The organism is Novosphingobium aerophilum (genome assembly GCF_014230305.1).
GTDB lineage: Bacteria > Pseudomonadota > Alphaproteobacteria > Sphingomonadales > Sphingomonadaceae > Novosphingobium > Novosphingobium aerophilum.
The window spans coordinates 27,922-43,516 of record NZ_JACLAU010000002.1; the positions used below are offsets into that span (position 1 = coordinate 27,922).

The 15,595-nt window shown below is 65.7% G+C and carries 17 protein-coding genes and 1 tRNA gene; 12 read left to right on the forward strand and 6 right to left on the reverse strand.

Going from position 1 to position 15,595, the window contains the following annotated elements; genetic code table 11:
- Positions 1-46: 46 nt before the first annotated feature.
- Positions 47-955, reverse strand: a complete 909-nt coding sequence (locus H7F49_RS02265; RefSeq protein ID WP_062912871.1) for a DUF7146 domain-containing protein — start codon at positions 953-955, stop codon at positions 47-49.
- A gap of 126 nt (positions 956-1,081) precedes the next feature.
- Here H7F49_RS02265 and H7F49_RS02270 point away from each other — a divergent pair, with 126 nt between their 5' ends.
- Both H7F49_RS02270 and H7F49_RS19450 read left to right on the forward strand, forming a co-directional pair.
- Positions 1,082-1,741 carry a lytic transglycosylase domain-containing protein gene (locus H7F49_RS02270; protein WP_185682160.1) on the forward strand — a complete coding sequence of 220 codons (660 nt, stop codon included), beginning with the start codon at positions 1,082-1,084 and terminating at the stop codon, positions 1,739-1,741.
- Between the two features lie 12 nt (positions 1,742-1,753).
- A complete protein-coding gene (locus H7F49_RS19450; RefSeq protein WP_328806460.1) occupies positions 1,754-1,963 on the forward strand; it encodes a DUF5818 domain-containing protein in 210 nt (69 codons plus the stop codon).
- Here H7F49_RS19450 and H7F49_RS02275 read toward each other — a convergent pair.
- On the reverse strand, positions 1,951-3,225 hold the full coding sequence (locus H7F49_RS02275) for a tyrosine-type recombinase/integrase (protein WP_185681956.1): 1,275 nt from the start codon (positions 3,223-3,225) through the stop codon (positions 1,951-1,953). The two genes, H7F49_RS19450 and H7F49_RS02275, sit on opposite strands and share 13 nt — an antisense overlap.
- A 94-nt stretch (positions 3,226-3,319) precedes the next feature.
- Between H7F49_RS02275 and H7F49_RS02280 the strand changes: the two genes are divergently transcribed.
- From H7F49_RS02280 to H7F49_RS02290, 3 genes are all read left to right on the forward strand, one after another.
- Positions 3,320-3,401, forward strand: a tRNA-OTHER gene (locus H7F49_RS02280).
- A 210-nt stretch (positions 3,402-3,611) separates the two neighbouring features.
- Complete coding sequence (locus H7F49_RS02285; protein WP_185681957.1) at positions 3,612-4,199, forward strand: hypothetical protein; 588 nt, start codon at positions 3,612-3,614, stop codon at positions 4,197-4,199.
- 40 nt (positions 4,200-4,239) lie between these two features.
- A complete protein-coding gene (locus H7F49_RS02290; RefSeq protein WP_185681958.1) occupies positions 4,240-4,551 on the forward strand; it encodes a hypothetical protein in 312 nt (103 codons plus the stop codon).
- Between the two features lie 21 nt (positions 4,552-4,572).
- On the opposite strand, the gene H7F49_RS02295 is transcribed toward H7F49_RS02290, so the two are convergent.
- Complete coding sequence (locus H7F49_RS02295) at positions 4,573-6,675, reverse strand: M13 family metallopeptidase (protein ID WP_185681959.1); 2,103 nt, start codon at positions 6,673-6,675, stop codon at positions 4,573-4,575.
- A 248-nt stretch (positions 6,676-6,923) separates the two neighbouring features.
- Here H7F49_RS02295 and H7F49_RS02300 point away from each other — a divergent pair, with 248 nt between their 5' ends.
- A complete protein-coding gene (locus H7F49_RS02300) occupies positions 6,924-7,139 on the forward strand; it encodes a hypothetical protein (protein WP_185681960.1) in 216 nt (71 codons plus the stop codon).
- Positions 7,140-7,238: 99 nt separating this feature from the next.
- Positions 7,239-7,775 (forward strand): helix-turn-helix domain-containing protein, encoded by a 537-nt coding sequence (locus tag H7F49_RS02305; protein ID WP_185681961.1) that lies wholly within the window; start codon positions 7,239-7,241, stop codon positions 7,773-7,775.
- A 49-nt stretch (positions 7,776-7,824) separates the two neighbouring features.
- On the opposite strand, the gene eno is transcribed toward H7F49_RS02305, so the two are convergent.
- Complete coding sequence (gene eno, locus H7F49_RS02310) at positions 7,825-9,108, reverse strand: phosphopyruvate hydratase (protein WP_185681962.1); 1,284 nt, start codon at positions 9,106-9,108, stop codon at positions 7,825-7,827.
- Positions 9,109-9,326: 218 nt separating this feature from the next.
- Here eno and H7F49_RS02315 point away from each other — a divergent pair, with 218 nt between their 5' ends.
- The 5 genes from H7F49_RS02315 to H7F49_RS02335 all read left to right on the forward strand — a co-directional run bounded on the left by H7F49_RS02315 (position 9,327) and on the right by H7F49_RS02335 (position 11,512).
- Positions 9,327-9,935, forward strand: coding sequence for a hypothetical protein (locus tag H7F49_RS02315; protein WP_214647613.1), 609 nt, complete (start codon positions 9,327-9,329; stop codon positions 9,933-9,935).
- A gap of 31 nt (positions 9,936-9,966) precedes the next feature.
- A complete protein-coding gene (locus tag H7F49_RS02320) occupies positions 9,967-10,359 on the forward strand; it encodes a phage holin family protein (protein WP_185681963.1) in 393 nt (130 codons plus the stop codon).
- The gene (locus H7F49_RS02325) at positions 10,356-10,709 is read left to right on the forward strand and encodes a hypothetical protein (RefSeq protein WP_185681964.1); all 354 of its coding nucleotides are present in this window, start codon (positions 10,356-10,358) and stop codon (positions 10,707-10,709) included. Before H7F49_RS02320 ends, H7F49_RS02325 begins: the two co-directional genes overlap by 4 nt.
- A complete protein-coding gene (locus H7F49_RS02330) occupies positions 10,706-11,218 on the forward strand; it encodes a hypothetical protein (protein WP_185681965.1) in 513 nt (170 codons plus the stop codon). The genes H7F49_RS02325 and H7F49_RS02330 overlap by 4 nt, the downstream gene beginning before the upstream one ends.
- A 72-nt stretch (positions 11,219-11,290) precedes the next feature.
- Complete coding sequence (locus H7F49_RS02335; RefSeq protein ID WP_185681966.1) at positions 11,291-11,512, forward strand: DUF4170 domain-containing protein; 222 nt, start codon at positions 11,291-11,293, stop codon at positions 11,510-11,512.
- A gap of 92 nt (positions 11,513-11,604) precedes the next feature.
- On the opposite strand, the gene greA is transcribed toward H7F49_RS02335, so the two are convergent.
- Both greA and carB read right to left on the reverse strand, forming a co-directional pair.
- Positions 11,605-12,081 carry a transcription elongation factor GreA gene (gene greA, locus H7F49_RS02340; protein WP_185681967.1) on the reverse strand — a complete coding sequence of 159 codons (477 nt, stop codon included), beginning with the start codon at positions 12,079-12,081 and terminating at the stop codon, positions 11,605-11,607.
- A gap of 115 nt (positions 12,082-12,196) precedes the next feature.
- Entirely contained in the window at positions 12,197-15,520 is a 3,324-nt protein-coding gene (gene carB / locus H7F49_RS02345) for a carbamoyl-phosphate synthase large subunit (RefSeq protein WP_185681968.1), read from the reverse strand.
- Positions 15,521-15,595 lie beyond the last annotated feature (75 nt).

Consider the following 15,595-nt stretch of genomic DNA (forward strand, 5'->3'; position numbering starts at 1 on the left):
CCGGGGGCCTCACAAGGCCCCAAGCCCGCTTTCCTCTCACCGACATTCAGACCGCAGCTCGGACTGAGCGCATGAGCACATCATTCCAGTCGTCGCCGGTTAGCTCCGGACGCCTGGTGACAATCAGACGCCCTTCGCAAGCGTAGGCCTCTCGCGCACGCTCTTCAGCAAGGTGCCCGCCCGCATCATTGTCGACAAAGAGATACAGCTGGTGCACCGATTCCGGGATTGTGGCCAAGCCGAAGCGTTCGTTTCCTAGCGTCGCCCAGCAGGGAACCTTGAACATTTGCATCGCTGAGAGGGCCGTTTCGTTTCCCTCTGCGAGGCCAAGGCGTCCGCCATTCGGGTACGCGAAACGCACCGCCCCAGAACCGGGGCTGCCTAACGCACGCCTGGGCTGATCGAAAGAAGCCAAGCTGGTTTTGTCGAGGTCAAGGAAGGAGCGGTGCAGCGCCAGAATTCCGGCATCATTGCGCACGGCTGCCACCATCGCGGGTAGAAACCGGACAGCACCCTTTGGCCCCAGCGGCATATGCGGGTGGAAACGCAGCTCCGGCGAAGAAATCGTGATGCCTCTGGACACGAGGTACTTCTCGGCGGGGCTGCCAGCGATGGTCGACGCCTCACGCCAGAGCCTCAGCGCATTGCGATTGGCGACTTCCTCGCGCGGTTCGGCCACGATCGGACCACTCGTGCCATCGAACAGATCCGCAATTCTTATTCCGAGCCCGGCCATGGCTTCTATCACCGCCTCGTTCGTGCAGCCGGCAAAGCAATGAACAAGAATTGCGCGCTTTCCGAGTGTGATACTTAGCGAAGGAGTGCGGTCGTCGTGGGCCGGACAGCAGCACATTCCGCGCGAACGCGACCAGGCACCGCCCAGCTGCTCGACTATCTTGCGCGCGCGGGTTTCCAGTTGCAGACCTTGGAATTGGGATGATCGGTGTTGGTGCATGGGGGCATCTCCATCGTAACGTGCCTCCACCCGCGCAGCCTCCGCTCTGCGTCGCTGACGTTTCATTTTCCTACATCATATGTTCTATATATGTTCTTTCCCGATTCGACACCAAAGGATTTGGGAATGAGACTGAAATGGGCAGTAGTTGCAGGGGCAACGACAGGATTTGGGTCCGTCCTCCCCGCTCACGCGCAGGAGATGGAGCCCCCTCAGATGACCGTTGCCTCGGAGTTGACGACCGATGGCTTCCGCGTTGCAGAAGGGACTGATGGCTTCCTTCTCGTCGAACATGGCATTTGGAGAAAGCCTCCAACGGCCTCGTCCGAGCCGCTGGCTACCGATGCGGGTCGAACCTATCTGCCCTATCGATATCCAAAGCCCCAAGGCAGCGCGCCATCGGGCTTCCGTCGGGCAAGCTACCTTCCTCATGTTTACGCTGCTGAGGCTCAATACTCGCTACCAAGCGGCCTTCTCGACGCTCTTGTATGGACGGAATCACGATATAATCCGATGGCCATCAGCAAGGCCGGGGCCGCAGGCTTGGGGCAATTGATGCCAGGGACAGCGCGGGACCTTGGCGTTTCAAATCGCTTCGATCCCAAGGCGAACATCTTGGGTGCGGCCCGATACCTACGCCAGATGCTGGACAAGTTCGGGGTGGTTCATCTGGCCCTCGCTGCCTACAATGCAGGTCCAGGTGCCGTCGAGCGCGCAGGCGGTATTCCTCGCAATGGCGAGACACCGGCCTATGTGCGTGAAGTGCTGCGCCATTGGCGTTTTTGAACGGGGGGTGTTGTGAGCGCGGATCGAAGACGCGTCTCGGGGACGTTAAGCAGCGGTAGACGCGGAATGATCCTGACTACATCTGCTGACGATGTCTGGATTGTCAAAGGCGATGATGTCCGTGAGGACTTCATCGGATCTACAGTGACCGTCGAGGGCGTTGTCGCGGGCATGGATCGGATACGCGCCGACTGGCTCGGGGTGGAGAGTCATTCTTCCTGACTGTCCTGCGGCGGATATTTCGCGACGAGTAGTTGAACCTCCCTGCCCCACAGTGCGAGAGCTTCGCGTTTTTCATTCGTGTACTGATGCCGATGATAGACCCCGGCGACACCAGCCATTGCCGAACCCGACTGATGATTGAGAACGGCCTCTGAAACGACCAGCGGTATTCCAATCCTCTGCAGTCCGGTCGCCACCGTCCGGCGAATGTCATGCATGGTGAAATGAGCGGCTTCATAGCCGAGTTTCTCGTCCACGCTTGCCCTTATCCGCTTCCAGGCCTTTGACAGCCCACTGACACTGTTTGTGCTAGTGACCTTGGATGCCAATAGAATTTGGGATTGCTTGTGGGCATCTTCAGGCGCGATCCCGGCGGCCGCGAAGATGTCGGTGATGACCTCAAGGGCCTGCGCGGATAAAGGCACCACATTTGCCTTGCCGTTTTTCGCTCTATCTCCTGGTACAGTCCAAACTTTCCCCTTGAAGTCGAACTCGTCGCAAGTGGCGTCGAGCACCTCTCCCCGGCGCTGCGCTGTGAGAATTAACATCTGCACAAGATGGCCAAACGGATAGCCATCCTCGACGGCGGCTTGCCACAGTGCAGCGACCTCTCGATCGCTGAGCACCCGGTCGCGAGGCTCGCTCCGTTTTGGGCGCCAAGCGTCCCGGCACGGATTGGCTGGCAGATGTTCAAGTCTGGTGAGCGCCCATGAGTAAAACGTCGAAAGGTGTCGATAAACGATGCGAGCCATCGTCAGGGTTTCCTTGCCCCGCTCAAATGCGATCTTCTCTACGAAGCGGCTGACGTCGCTTCGGGTGATCGAATCGGCGAGGCGGTCGCCTAGCTCAGGTTCAATGTACTTGCGGAAAACCCGGTCGAACTCATTCGCGCTCCGCTTTTTGCCGACGATCTGTTGAGCCAGGTATGTCTCGTATAGTTCGGCGACGGTGCCGACACCCTTCGATCCCTTCCTCTTCGCTCCCGGCTTTCTGGCGATGCTTTTGCCTTGCTCAACGTCGACGAGCAGGTCCCGCGCCTTCCGACGGGCGTGTGCGAGAGTGAAATTCTGGCCATGCCGCCCGATAGTCACATTCAACCATTTACCTTGGACGCGCTTACGCAAGATATAAGTCTTGGTGCCGCTCGCTCCCATTCGGAGCCTCAGGCCGGTCACGATGCCATCAGCGACCTCAATTTGCCCGCTTGCAGGCGCTTTCAATCCTGCGATCCGAGCATCTGTCAAACCAACTTTGTTCGCCATATGATCCTGCTACCTTAGGTAGCTTTTTGTAGTGGATACTGGCGAACATTTCAAGAACAATGCGGACAATGAATCGCAGATTTCTGCCGTTGTTGGACGCATACGGAAGCGTAAGGACCCTCTGATTTCAGCTCTTAATCAGCGGGTCCTAGGTTCGAGCCCTAGTGCGTCCACCATACTTTTCCCTCTCCGCTGCAAGTGCTTGGCCAGGGCGCTGCTCGCCCCTCTGAGGGGCCCTCACGTTGTGCTCCCATGGCGGGCCGGACGCATCGTTATGCGCCATGGTGGACGGCTCCGGTGGCCCTGCGTGATCGATGACTGCCGCAAGGGTGGACGGGGCTCGCCAAGCCTGCCACTGACATGGACCAGTTGATCGGAACCCAGCCATGAGCGTCCGTCCTTCCTTCACTTCCGCCGCGGCGGCCAAGGCGTGGGATGATCATTTCGCCGAGGTCGATCGCCTGCTGGCCCGGGCGGGGCTGAGTGACAGCGGCCTGGGCGACAACCTGCGCCGTCAGCTTCACGACAGCTTCCTGGCTGAGCCGGGCGAGCGCGAGCCGCCCCGACTCCACGCGGCGATGGAGCGGGTCGGGCGTCCGGCCGATCGTCTGCGGAAAGAGCTGGCCCAGGCGCTGCTCGACCGCGGGTCGCGCACCGGCCATCCGGTGACGATCGCCCTTGGTCTGTGGCACGCACTGTTCACCAGCACGCGGGAAGCCCTGCGCGCGGCGGCTTTCGGGCTGGGTTATGGCGTGGTGATCGGCCTGATGGTCCTGGCCCTGCTCAAGCCTGTCCTGTTCCGCAATGTCGGCCTGGTCCGCGATCAAGTGGGCCGGTTGAGCTTCGGGACCGTAACCGAATACAGCGGCAGCACCGAGGTGCTGGGCTGGTGGGCCATCCCGATCGGCCTGGGTCTGGGCACCGTGCTGTACCTGGCCCTCACCCTCCTGCTGCGGTGGTCGCGAAGCCGCTGACCGGCGGGAACCCCTGCGGCTGTGGGGACTTGGCTAGGGCATGGACGGCCCGCTCGAATGGTTTGGCGCGATGGGCGCGATTGTCGCGGCCGGGCTGATCGCGGCGGACCTGGGGCGTCGCTTCACCGGCTGGGCTTTTGTGCTGTTCCTTGCCGTGTCGCTGGCATGGATCGCCTCGGGCCTGCGTCACGATGCCTGGTCGCTGGTAGCGCAGAACGCCCTGCTGCTGGCGGTCAACGGCTGGGGCGTGTGGCAATACCTGCTGAGCCCGCGCAAGAAGCGCGAGATCGATCGCCAGGAGCACATCGCCGAGCAGGCCCGCGACGAGCTGGACCGCGCGGATCCCGCCTGAGCGTGGGCTGCGGCCGGGGCCTTACCAGATGCGCGCGCGCTTGCTTTCGGGCAGGTAGAGCCGATCGCCGGGCTGGACATCGAACGCACGGTACCAGGCATCGATGTTGCGCACGGTCAGGGCGCGATAGGCGGCTGGCGCATGGCCATCGGTCGCGATGCGGGCGCGCAACATCTCTTCGCGCAGCTTGGCCTGCCAGGCCTGGGCAAAGGCGATGAAGAAACGCTGGTCGCCGGTGAACCCCTCGATCACCGGGGGCTCCTTGCCCTTCAGCGAGGCGCGATAGGCATCATAGGCGGCGGCCAGCCCGGCCACGTCGGCCATGTTCTCGCCCAGCTCCAGCTCTCCCTTGAGCGCCAGGTCCGGGAATGGACGGTAGGCGTTGTATTGCAGCACCAGCACCCGGCTGTTGCGGCGGAAGCGGGCCAGATCGGCATCGGTCCACCAGTTGCGCAGCTTGCCGGTGGAATCGAAGGCCGCGCCGCTGTTGTCGAAGCTGTGGCTGATCTCGTGACCGATGACGGCACCGATCGCGCCATAGTTGAACGCCGGATCGGCGCCAGGATCGAAGAACGGCTTTTGCAGGATCGCGGCGGGGAAGTTCAGCGCGTTCTGGACCGGCAGGTTGACCGCATTGACCAGTTGCGGGTTCATCCACCACTCGCCGCGATCAAGCGGCTTGCCCAGTTTGCCAAGCTGCTGGCGGGTGCGGAACAGCTCGGCCGCCTGTCGGTTGGCATAGGCCTGTCCGGGCTGGAGCGAGAGCCCCGAATAGTCGCGCCAGCGATCCGGATAGCCGACGCCCACCACGATCGAGCGGACCTTGGCCAGCGCCTCGTCCCGGGTCTCCGGGGCCATCCAGTCCAGCCGGGTGATCCGCGCGGCAAAGGCCTGCTTGATCGCATCGACCATGCCGCTGATCTCGGCCTTGGCGCCGGGCGGGAAATGCTGTTCGACGTAAAGCTTGCCCAGCGGCTCGCCGAGCGCTTCGTTAAGCGCATCGATCGCGCGCTGTTGCCGCGTCCGCTGGGCGGTGCGCCCCTCCACCACCGTGCCGTAGAAGGCGAAGTGCAACTGGTCGAGCCGGCTGGGCAGCACGTCGGCATTGGCGTTGAGCTGGTGGAACACCAGCCAGTCCTGCCAGGTGGCCAGGGGCTCGCGCGCGACCAGTGCCGACAGGCGGGCGATGGCCCCGGCGTGATAGGCAACGAACCGCTCCTGCCGGCCAAGCCCCGCTGCTGCGAAGAAGGCGTCCCAATCGATCCCGGGGGCCTTGCGGGCAAAGTCCGCCCGCTCCCACTCGGTCGCGCCCGATCGCATGTCCGCGCTCTGTTCGGCCGTGGCATGGGCCTGGGCGATCCGCGTTTCCAGCGCGACGATCCGCGCCGCCTTGGCCGCAGGGTCGGGCTGGCCCGCGGCGCCGAGCAGATCGGTGACATAGGTCAGGTACTTGGCCCGGATCGCCACCATCCGCGGCGCCGATGACAGGTAGTACTCCCGCCCGGGCAGGCCCAGCCCGCCCTGCAGCAGGTAGGGCAGCACGCCCGACCCGCTCAGCGACTGGGTCACGAACAGGCCGAACAGGTGCTCGGTCTGGAAATCGGTGCTGTTGAAGGGATCGACGTCGGCGCGCAGTTGTGCCCCCAGCACACGCGACAGATCGGACAGGCTGGCGATGGCGGCGAACCGTTGCAGGTCGGGCTGGACCGGGGCCAGACCGGCGGCGTCGATCGCGCGGGTATCGAGATAGGCAGTGTAGTAGGTCTTGATCCGCCCGGGATCGCTGTCCGGCGCCGCATCGCCCTTGGCGATATCGTCGACCAGGCGGACAAGCTGCTCCTCGGTCCGCTGCCGCGCCGACTGGAACGCCCCGACCTGGGCCTTGTCCGCCGGGATCGTCGCCTCGCGCATCCAGGTGCCGTTGGCATAGCCGTAGAAATCGTCGCCCGGCTTGACGGTCTTGTCCATCGCGGCCTGATCGATCCCCAGGCCGGTCCCGGGACTGCGCGCGGCGTCGGCATCGTTCCCCGGCGTGCAGGCCGTCAGACCAGCCACGGCCAAGCCGAGGCCGAGCAGCAGGCCAAGCACCTGGCGGGGGCGGGCGGAGCGGGACACAACGGACATGCGGGGCTGTGGAACGATCGGCATGTCACCTCGAAACGGTCAGCACAGGCGCTGCGGGCGCCCTCTATAGGGCTTTGCCCGCGCCTGGACCACCCCTCCCCACGGCTCTTCGCGCAACCGATTCGCCGTCCTGCGGGCATGAACCACGGCATCGGGGTTTGCGCGGGCCCGGCGGGCAAGCCCAATTTCATGTTATTGCTCCATATCGGTGCCAAGCGGCGCCATTCGGCGCTGCATCGGAACTTTCGATGTCCAGTTTCCTGTTTGGCAAAGCCGGCGGAGTTGAATGCATGTGGTCGCATCCCGGCCCTGACAATCCAGCAGACATCCTGACACGGCTCGAGGCGTGCCTCGCGGACCTGGACAGGATCGGCGCTGCTCTGCCCGCCGCCCATCTGGCCACGGCGATCGATCATTTCCGGACTCAGTTCGATCTGCCCGAGAATGCATCGGGATCGGACTAATCTGGCGCCGCGCGTACGCGGCGCCCGCTCTATCCTGCGACTGCAGGCGCCAACCACCCTCATGACCGGTCCGGGCTTGCAGTTGGAGGTGATCGGCCCATGGTGGGCGCCAGGAATCGCAATAATCCGGCAGGCGCGCCGCTGCCCCTCATTCCCGTCGATCGTCAGCTTGCAGCCAACCGTCTCGATGTCAGGCAACTGATCGCCACGGCCAACGAGCTGTTGGCGCTGGCTGCCGATCTGGAAGGGATCGTGTCGCGCGAGCCCGATGGCCCGATCCCGATGGCCCCGGCAACGGTCCTCGCCATGGCCCGGGCCGAATACCGGCGGCGGCGGCTGCGCGGGACCGTGTTCGACAGCGATGACCTGTTCGGCGAACCGGCCTGGGACATGCTGCTCGATCTGTTCATTGCCGGACTTGAGGGCAAGCGCGTGCCGGTGACCAGCGCCTGCATCGGCGCCTGCGTTCCGACCACCACGGCCCTGCGGTGGCTGACCCTGATCGAGGAGCGCGGGCTGGTCATCCGCGAGCCCGATCCGAGCGATGCCCGGCGCGCGCACGTGCGCCTGTCACCCGAGGCGATGCGGCGGATGGAACAGTACTTTCAGCGCGACCGGAGACCGCGCGAGGGGTGACACGCGGCGATCGGGCCCAGCCGGACCCGACGCCGCGCGAAAGGTGGCGTCAAGCCAGCCGGCCGAACGCCCCGGCCCCGGCATAGACCGCCGCGGCGCCCAGCTCTTCCTCGATGCGGATCAACTGGTTGTACTTGGCCAGCCGGTCCGAACGGGCGAGCGATCCGGTCTTGATCTGGCCGCAGTTGGTGGCCACCGCCAGATCGGCGATCGTGGCGTCCTCGGTCTCGCCCGAACGGTGCGACATGACCGCAGTGTAGCCGTTGCGTTGGGCGATGCTGACCGCCTCGAGCGTTTCGGTCAGCGTGCCGATCTGGTTGACCTTGACCAGCAGCGAATTGGCCAGGCCCTTGGCGATGCCCATCGAAAGGCGCTTGGGGTTGGTGACGAACAGATCATCGCCCACCAACTGGACCTTGCTACCGATCTTGTCGGTCAGCGCCTTCCAGCCCTCGAAGTCGTCCTCGCTCATCCCGTCCTCGATCGAGACGATCGGATAGGCGGTGGTCAGGTCGGCCAGGTAGTCGGCGAACTGCACCGGGGAGAGCGACAGCCCCTCGCCGCTGATCTCGTACTTGCCGTTCTTGAAGAACTCGGTCGAGGCGCAGTCGAGCGCCAGCTTGACCTCGCTGCCGGCCTTGAACCCGGCCCTCTCGATCGAGGCCATGATGAAGTCCAGCGCGGCGCGGGTGCTGGCCAGGTTCGGGGCGAAGCCGCCCTCGTCACCCACTGCGGTCGCCAGGCCCTTTTCGTGCAGGCCCTTCTTCAGCGTGTGGAAGATTTCCGAACCCCAGCGCACCGCCTCGGCCAGCGAGCTGGCGCCAACCGGCATGACCATGAATTCCTGGAAGTCGATCGGATTGTCGGCATGCTCGCCGCCGTTGATGATGTTCATCATCGGCACCGGCAAGACATGGGCGGAAACGCCGCCGACATAGGCATAGAGCGGCAGCCCGCGCGCCGCCGCGGCGGCCTTGGCGATCGCCAGCGAGGTGCCGAGGATGGCGTTGGCGCCAAGCCGCGCCTTGTTCTCGGTGCCGTCCAGCGCGATCAGCGCCAGGTCGATATCGCGCTGGTCTTCGGCATCGAGGCCCAGCAGGGTCTCGCTGATCTCGCCGTTGACCGCGTCTACCGCCTTGAGCACGCCCTTGCCCAGATAGCGCGCCTTATCGCCATCGCGCAGTTCCACAGCCTCGTGCGCGCCGGTCGAGGCGCCCGAGGGGACGGCGGCGCGGCCGAAGCTGCCGTCGTCCAGCAGCACGTCGACCTCGACGGTCGGGTTGCCGCGGCTGTCGAGGATTTCGCGGCCGTGAATATCGATGATCGCGGTCATGTTGGGTGCTCCTGCCTGATCTGGGGAGGTGGGACGCTAAAGCGGTGGTGAGCGGTTCGCGCGCCCCATGGCCGAAGGAACCTTGGCAGGCAAGCCGCGTTGGCGCATCATGCCGGCGAAGGCGGGTCGGAAGCCGGTTTTGCGCCCTTGCATGGCGCCGGCAGCCCCCCACATAACCAGTTCAATGGCCTTCGGGCCCTGCAACCCTAGGATGAACCATGGCTGACAGCACCGCCAAGCCCGAGACTGCCAAGTCCACCCGCAAGCCCCGCGCGCCCAAGGTTGCCCCGGCAACCGATTCGGCCGTCGTGGAATCGACCGCCGTGACGCCCGCCCCCACAGCCGGCAAGGAAGCCAAGGCGAAGTTTGCCAAGGCGATCGAGGAAGCCAAGGCCGGGGCCAGCGCGCTCGGCACCCAGGTCCAGGATACGGCCGGCGCCTATCGCGAAAAGATGGTCGACCAGGGCGAAGCCTTGATCGAAGAGGCCAAGGCCGCGGCCGGTCAGGCCAAGGAGAAGGCCGCCGCTCTCGCGCAGGAAGGCAAGGCCCGCGCCGTGGACGGCATCGCCACCGTGTCCAAGCTGGTCGCCGAAAATGCGCCGGTGATCGACGAGAAGCTGGGGGCCAAGTACGGCGACTATGCCCGTTCTGCCGCCAAGTCGCTGGACCAGACCGCCGCCAAGCTCGAGGCCAAGGACCTGGGCGAGCTGGGTGACGACGCCCGCGAGTTTGTCCGCAAGAGCCCGGCCCTCGCGGTGGGAATTGCGGCGGCCTTCGGGTTCTTCGTGTCACGGCTGTTCCGGGGATCGCCGAAGTCGGACGATTGACCGGCTGCAGGCGATCGGCTGACCCGCGCACATGACCCATCCTGACCCCGATCCGGCCGAGGCGGCGTCGCCACGGGACGGCGTTGCCCCGTTGATCGACGACCTGCGCCAGTTCGCGGACGAAGCCCGTGCCTATGCCGCCGCAGAAGTCGCCTTCCAGAAGGCCCGCGGAAAAGTGGTCGCCCTCGGGCTCCGCCGACTGGCGCTGCTTGGGTTTTGTGCCCTGTCCTTCGCGGTCTTTGCCCTGGGCGCGCTGGTTGTGGGCCTGCTGCTGGCCCTGACCCCGCTGGTCACCGCCTGGGGGGCCACGGCGATCGTCGCGGGCCTGCTGGTGCTGGCCGCGCTGCTGAGTGTCAGGAGCGCGATGGGAGTCTGGCGCCGGATGGTCCGGGTTCTGACCACGGAAGGAGATGACCCGGCATGAGTGCGGCAGAGCGCGAACTTGCCGAGGCGCGTCAGGCCCGGGCCGAGACGCGGGCGGCGGTGGACACCAGGGTGGAAGACCTGCGGTCCTCCCTGACCGGGGAAAACCTGGCTCAGCGGGTCAAGCACGACGCCCTGGCCCGGGTGCAGGATACGGCGGACGAGGCGATCGCGGTGGCGCGGGAATCGCGTTGGGTGATCCTGGCCACCGGCGCGGCGCTGCTGGCCTGGTGGGGGCGCCGACCGCTGCTCGCCTGGGGGCGGCGCCTCGCCGAGCGACTGCCCGAGGGGGAACCGCTCCGCGCATGGCAGCGTTGCCAGGACTGGATTGCACGAAAGGCAAAATGGTGAGCGACAAGAGCCAAGCGACCGAAAAGGGCGAACGCAAGAACGTCGGTGCCACACCGGGCCAGGACCTTGTCCCGGCCCCGGTCAAGGCCGACGCCGCGCCGCCAGAGGGCCTGCGCGCCCTGGTCATGGACTATCCCTTCGCCTTGCTGGCGGGCGGGATCGTTGCCGGCGTGGTGATCGGCGCCCTGTTGCCCCGCCCCAACACCAGCCGGCTGGCCCGCAACGTCGGGGCTCTGGCCGGGGTGGTCGGCGAGCTGGGGTTGTCCTATGCCCGCCGCGCTGTCGATGGCGTCAGCGAAGCCGCCGGCACTGCCGCCGAGGCGGGCGGCAGGATGGCCGACACGGTTGGGGATCGTACCGCGGACCTGATCGGGGCGGCCGGAGAGACGGTCGGCACCTATTCCGGCAAGGCCGTTGAAACGGCGGAAAACGCCGTGGCCAACCTGCGTCATTCCGCCGAAGGGCTGGCCCGCCAGGTGATCCGACTTACGTCGCACCTGCGTCACTGACGCTTGCACTGCGCCGGGGCGAGGCGCTAGAGGGGCGGCCTCCCATCCTCTCTCCCCGGGACACACAACCTGATGAGCAAACTGCACCTAGTCATGGGTGGCCGGGTCGCCGACCCGCAGGGCCTCGATTTCGTGGATCTGGACAGCCTGGACCTTGTCGGCGTCTATGGCTCGCTGGCCGAGGCGACCGAAGCCTGGCGCGGCTGCGCCCAGCGCACGGTCGATGATGCCGAGATGAAGTACGTCGTGGTCCACCTGCACAAGCTGCTGGAACCGGACCAGCCCGAGGGCTGAGTCCCGGGGCCGCGAACGCCTCCACGCCAACAAAAAAAGAGGCGCCGCAGTCCGACTGCGGCGCCTCTTTCCGTTGATCCTGATCGTACGGTTCAGATGAACTCGATCTTCTCGACCAGATAGAACCGGTCGCCCGACGGCACGGTGACCTCCACCTCATCGTCGACGCGGCGCCCGATCAGGGCGCGGCCGAGCGGCGAATTGTAGCTGATCCGGCCAACCTTGGCGTCGGCCTCGTAAGGCCCGACGATCTGGTAGCGGACCGGCTTTTCGTCCTCGTCCAGCAAGGTCACCGTGGCGCCGAAAACGATCCGGTCGCCCGACAGGCTGGTCGGGTCGATGATATTGGCCCGGCTGACCTTGTCCTCCAGATCCGCGATCGTGGCTTCGACCTGGCCCTGGCGTTCCTTGGCGGCGTGGTACTCGGCGTTTTCTGAAAGATCGCCGTGCGCGCGGGCTTCCTCGATCGCATCGACGATCTTCGGGCGTTCCTCACGCAGTGCCTTCAGCTCGGCGATGAGCTTTTCGTAGCCCTCCGCCAGCATCGGCAACTTTTCGACACTCGCCATCCCTGTTCGTTCCTTCTGGCGTCCCTTGGCGACGGCTTACCCGTGCCGCAGTGCGCGGTGAACGCGCAACACGGACAAACGGGACCCGACGCGGTTGGGAAAAAACGCGATTGGTTCAGGCATAATAGGACTGAAGCGAGCGCACTTCAAGTTGCGCCCCGCGCAGCGACCCGATCGCCTCGACCGCGGCGACGCTGCCGGCGGCCGTGGTGAAGTAGGGCACCTTGCCCCCCAGCGCGGCCATGCGGATCGATTGCGAGTCCTTCAGGCTCTGCCAGCCCTCGGTGGTGTTGAAGATCAACGCGACATCGCCGTCCAGGATCCGGTCGACGATGTGCGGCCGGCCTTCCGCCACCTTGTTGATCCGTTGCACCGGCACCCCGGCCTCGGCCAGGAACCGCTCGGTCCCGCCGGTGGCGATCAGGGTGAAGCCCAGCGCGACCAGCTTGCGCGCGGCCGGCAGGATCGCCGGCTTGTCGGTGTCCTTGACCGACACGAACACCAGCCCGCTGTCCGGCAGGCGCACCCCCGCCCCAAGCTGGGCCTTGGCGAAGGCCGTGGCAAAATCGCGGTCCAGCCCCATGACCTCGCCGGTCGACTTCATCTCGGGGGAGAGCACCGGATCGACCCCGGGGAACCGGGCGAAGGGGAACACCGCCTCCTTGACCGCCATGTAATCCAGCTCGCGCTTGATCGCCGGGAAGTTGGTGAGCGGCTCGCCCGCCATGACCCGCGCCGCGATCTTGGCGATCGGCTGGCCGATGGCCTTGGCGACAAACGGCACGGTCCGGCTGGCCCGCGGGTTCACCTCGATCAGGTAGACCACGCCATCCTTCACCGCGAACTGCACGTTCATCAGCCCCTTGACGCCCAGCGCCAGGGCCAGCGCCTCGGCCTGGCGCTCCATCTCGGCCACGACCTCGGCGGGCAGGCTGTACGGCGGCAGGGTGCAGGCGCTGTCGCCCGAGTGGATCCCGGCCTCTTCGATGTGCTGCATCACGCCGGCGATCACCACGCGTTCGCCGTCGCACAGCGCGTCGACATCGCATTCGATCGCGTCGCGCAGGTACTGGTCGATCAGGACCGGGCTGTCGCCCGAGACCTGGACGGCGGTGGCGATGTAGTCATCCAGTTGCTGCTGGCTGTCGACGATCTCCATCGCCCGGCCGCCCAGCACATAGCTGGGGCGCATCAGCACCGGATAACCGATCCGGCTCGCCACGGCGACCGCCTCGTCGCGGCTGCGGGCGATGCCGTTGAGCGGCTGCTTGAGGTTCAGCTTCTCGACCAGGGCGGCGAAGCGCTCGCGGTCCTCGGCCAGGTCGATCGCATCGGGCGATGTGCCGAGGATAGGGATGCCCGCATCCTCCAGCGCCTGGGCCAGCTTGAGCGGGGTCTGCCCGCCGAACTGGACGATCACGCCCAGCAGCTCGCCCCTGCTCTGTTCGACGCGCAGGATCTCGAGCACGTCCTCGCCGGTCAGCGGTTCGAAGTAGAGCCGGTCCGAGGTGTCATAGTCGGTTGAAACCGTCTCGGGGTTGCAGTTGACCATGATGGTCTCATAGCCGGCCTCTTCCAGCGCGAAGCAGGCGTGGACGCAGCAATAGTCGAACTCGATGCCCTGCCCGATCCGGTTCGGGCCGCCGCCCAGGATCACCACCTTCTTGCGATCGGACGGGCGCGCCTCGCATTCGGCCTCGCCGAAGCTTGGCGCCTCGTAGGTCGAATACATGTAGGGCGTGACCGCCTCGAACTCGGCGGCACAACTGTCGATCCGCTTGAACACCGGGCGCACGCCCAGCTTCTCGCGCAGCTCGCGCACCTCGGCCTCGCTGGTCGCCCCGGCCAGGCCCTTCAGCGCATCGTGCAGCAGGCCCGAGCGACGCGCCTGGGTCTCGCCCAGCCCGCCCGCGACATGGACCGACCGCACCGCGAGGTTGGCCAGCCGCTTGTCCGAAAAGCCCATGGCCTTGAGCCGGCGCAGCCCATCGGCGTCGAGCGGCAGGCCGTTCTCGAGGATGTTCGCCTCCTCGGCGATGATCTCGTGGATGTGACGCAGGAACCAGGGATCGAAATGGGTGATCGCGTGGACGTCCTCCACGGTGAAGCCTTCGCGGAAGGCCTGGGCGACGTGGAGCAGCCGATCGGGCGTCTGCTTGGCCAGGGCGGCGGTGATCTCGTCGCGGCTCGCGCCCTCCAGCTCGAGCACGCGGTTGAAGCCGTCGAGCCCGGTCTCCAGCCCGCGCAGGGCCTTCTGCATCGATTCCTTGATGTTGCGGCCGATCGCCATGACCTCGCCGACCGACTTCATCGCAGTGGAGAGCAACGGCTGCGACCCCTTGAACTTCTCGAAGGCGAAGCGCGGGATCTTGGTGACGACATAGTCGATCGTCGGCTCGAAGCTCGCCGGGGTGGCCCCGGTGATCTCGTTGGTCAGCTCGTCCAGGGTGTAGCCCACCGCGAGCTTGGCGGCGACGCGGGCGATCGGGAAGCCGGTCGCCTTCGAGGCCAGGGCCGAGGACCGCGAGACCCGCGGGTTCATCTCGATGACGATCAGGCGGCCATCCTTGGGATTGACCGCGAACTGCACGTTGGACCCGCCGGTCTCCACCCCGATCTCGCGCAGCACGGCGATGCTGGCCGAGCGCATGATCTGGTATTCCTTGTCGGTCAGGGTCAGCGCCGGGGCGACCGTGATGGAATCGCCAGTGTGGACGCCCATCGGATCGACGTTCTCGATCGAGCAGATGATGATGGCATTGTCGTTCCGGTCGCGGACGACCTCCATCTCGTACTCTTTCCAGCCGAGCAGCGATTCCTCGATCAGGACTTCCGTGGTGGGAGAGGCTTCGAGCCCGCTCTTCACGATCGCCTCGAACTCGGCCTTGTTGTAGGCCACGCCGCCGCCGGTGCCGCCCAGCGTGAAGCTGGGGCGGATGATCGAGGGCAGCCCGGTGCGCTCCAGCACGGCGAAGGCCTCCTCCACCGTGTGCGCCACGCCCGAACGCGCGCTCTCCAGCCCGATCCGGTCCATCGCCTCACGGAAGCGTTGGCGGTCCTCGGCCTTGTCGATCGCATCGGCATCGGCGCCGATCATGGTGACGCCGTACTTTGCCAGCGTGCCGTCGTTGAACAGCGCCAGCGCGGTGTTCAGCGCGGTCTGCCCGCCCATCGTCGGCAGCACCGCGTCGGGCCGCTCCTTCTCGATGATCTTGGCCACCACCTCGGGCGTGATCGGCTCGACATAGGTTGCGTCGGCGAATTCCGGATCGGTCATGATCGTGGCCGGGTTGGAGTTGACCAGGATCACCCGGTACCCCTCCTCCTTCAGCGCCTTGATCGCCTGGGTGCCGGAATAGTCGAACTCGCAGGCCTGGCCGATGATGATCGGGCCGGCGCCGATGACGAGGATCGAGGAGATGTCAGTGCGTTTGGGCATTACCGAGTTACCAACTTCCCAATCTTGCTAAAGTGGTCATAGATGCACTGCTCTTTTGCGGCATGATCCGGAACT

What these genes read in the sequence shown, in the direction of transcription:
- H7F49_RS02265 (WP_062912871.1), bottom strand. Translation starts at nt 955, where the DNA reads ATGCACCAACACCGATCATCCCAATTCCAAGGTCTGCAACTGGAAACC.
- H7F49_RS02270 (WP_185682160.1), top strand. Translation starts at nt 1,082, where the DNA reads ATGAGACTGAAATGGGCAGTAGTTGCAGGGGCAACGACAGGATTTGGG.
- H7F49_RS02275 (WP_185681956.1), bottom strand. Translation starts at nt 3,225, where the DNA reads ATGGCGAACAAAGTTGGTTTGACAGATGCTCGGATCGCAGGATTGAAA.
- H7F49_RS02285 (WP_185681957.1), top strand. Translation starts at nt 3,612, where the DNA reads ATGAGCGTCCGTCCTTCCTTCACTTCCGCCGCGGCGGCCAAGGCGTGG.
- H7F49_RS02290 (WP_185681958.1), top strand. Translation starts at nt 4,240, where the DNA reads ATGGACGGCCCGCTCGAATGGTTTGGCGCGATGGGCGCGATTGTCGCG.
- H7F49_RS02295 (WP_185681959.1), bottom strand. Translation starts at nt 6,675, where the DNA reads ATGTCCGTTGTGTCCCGCTCCGCCCGCCCCCGCCAGGTGCTTGGCCTG.
- H7F49_RS02300 (WP_185681960.1), top strand. Translation starts at nt 6,924, where the DNA reads ATGTCCAGTTTCCTGTTTGGCAAAGCCGGCGGAGTTGAATGCATGTGG.
- H7F49_RS02305 (WP_185681961.1), top strand. Translation starts at nt 7,239, where the DNA reads ATGGTGGGCGCCAGGAATCGCAATAATCCGGCAGGCGCGCCGCTGCCC.
- eno (WP_185681962.1), bottom strand. Translation starts at nt 9,108, where the DNA reads ATGACCGCGATCATCGATATTCACGGCCGCGAAATCCTCGACAGCCGC.
- H7F49_RS02315 (WP_214647613.1), top strand. Translation starts at nt 9,327, where the DNA reads ATGGCTGACAGCACCGCCAAGCCCGAGACTGCCAAGTCCACCCGCAAG.
- H7F49_RS02320 (WP_185681963.1), top strand. Translation starts at nt 9,967, where the DNA reads ATGACCCATCCTGACCCCGATCCGGCCGAGGCGGCGTCGCCACGGGAC.
- H7F49_RS02325 (WP_185681964.1), top strand. Translation starts at nt 10,356, where the DNA reads ATGAGTGCGGCAGAGCGCGAACTTGCCGAGGCGCGTCAGGCCCGGGCC.
- H7F49_RS02335 (WP_185681966.1), top strand. Translation starts at nt 11,291, where the DNA reads ATGAGCAAACTGCACCTAGTCATGGGTGGCCGGGTCGCCGACCCGCAG.
- greA (WP_185681967.1), bottom strand. Translation starts at nt 12,081, where the DNA reads ATGGCGAGTGTCGAAAAGTTGCCGATGCTGGCGGAGGGCTACGAAAAG.
- carB (WP_185681968.1), bottom strand. Translation starts at nt 15,520, where the DNA reads ATGCCCAAACGCACTGACATCTCCTCGATCCTCGTCATCGGCGCCGGC.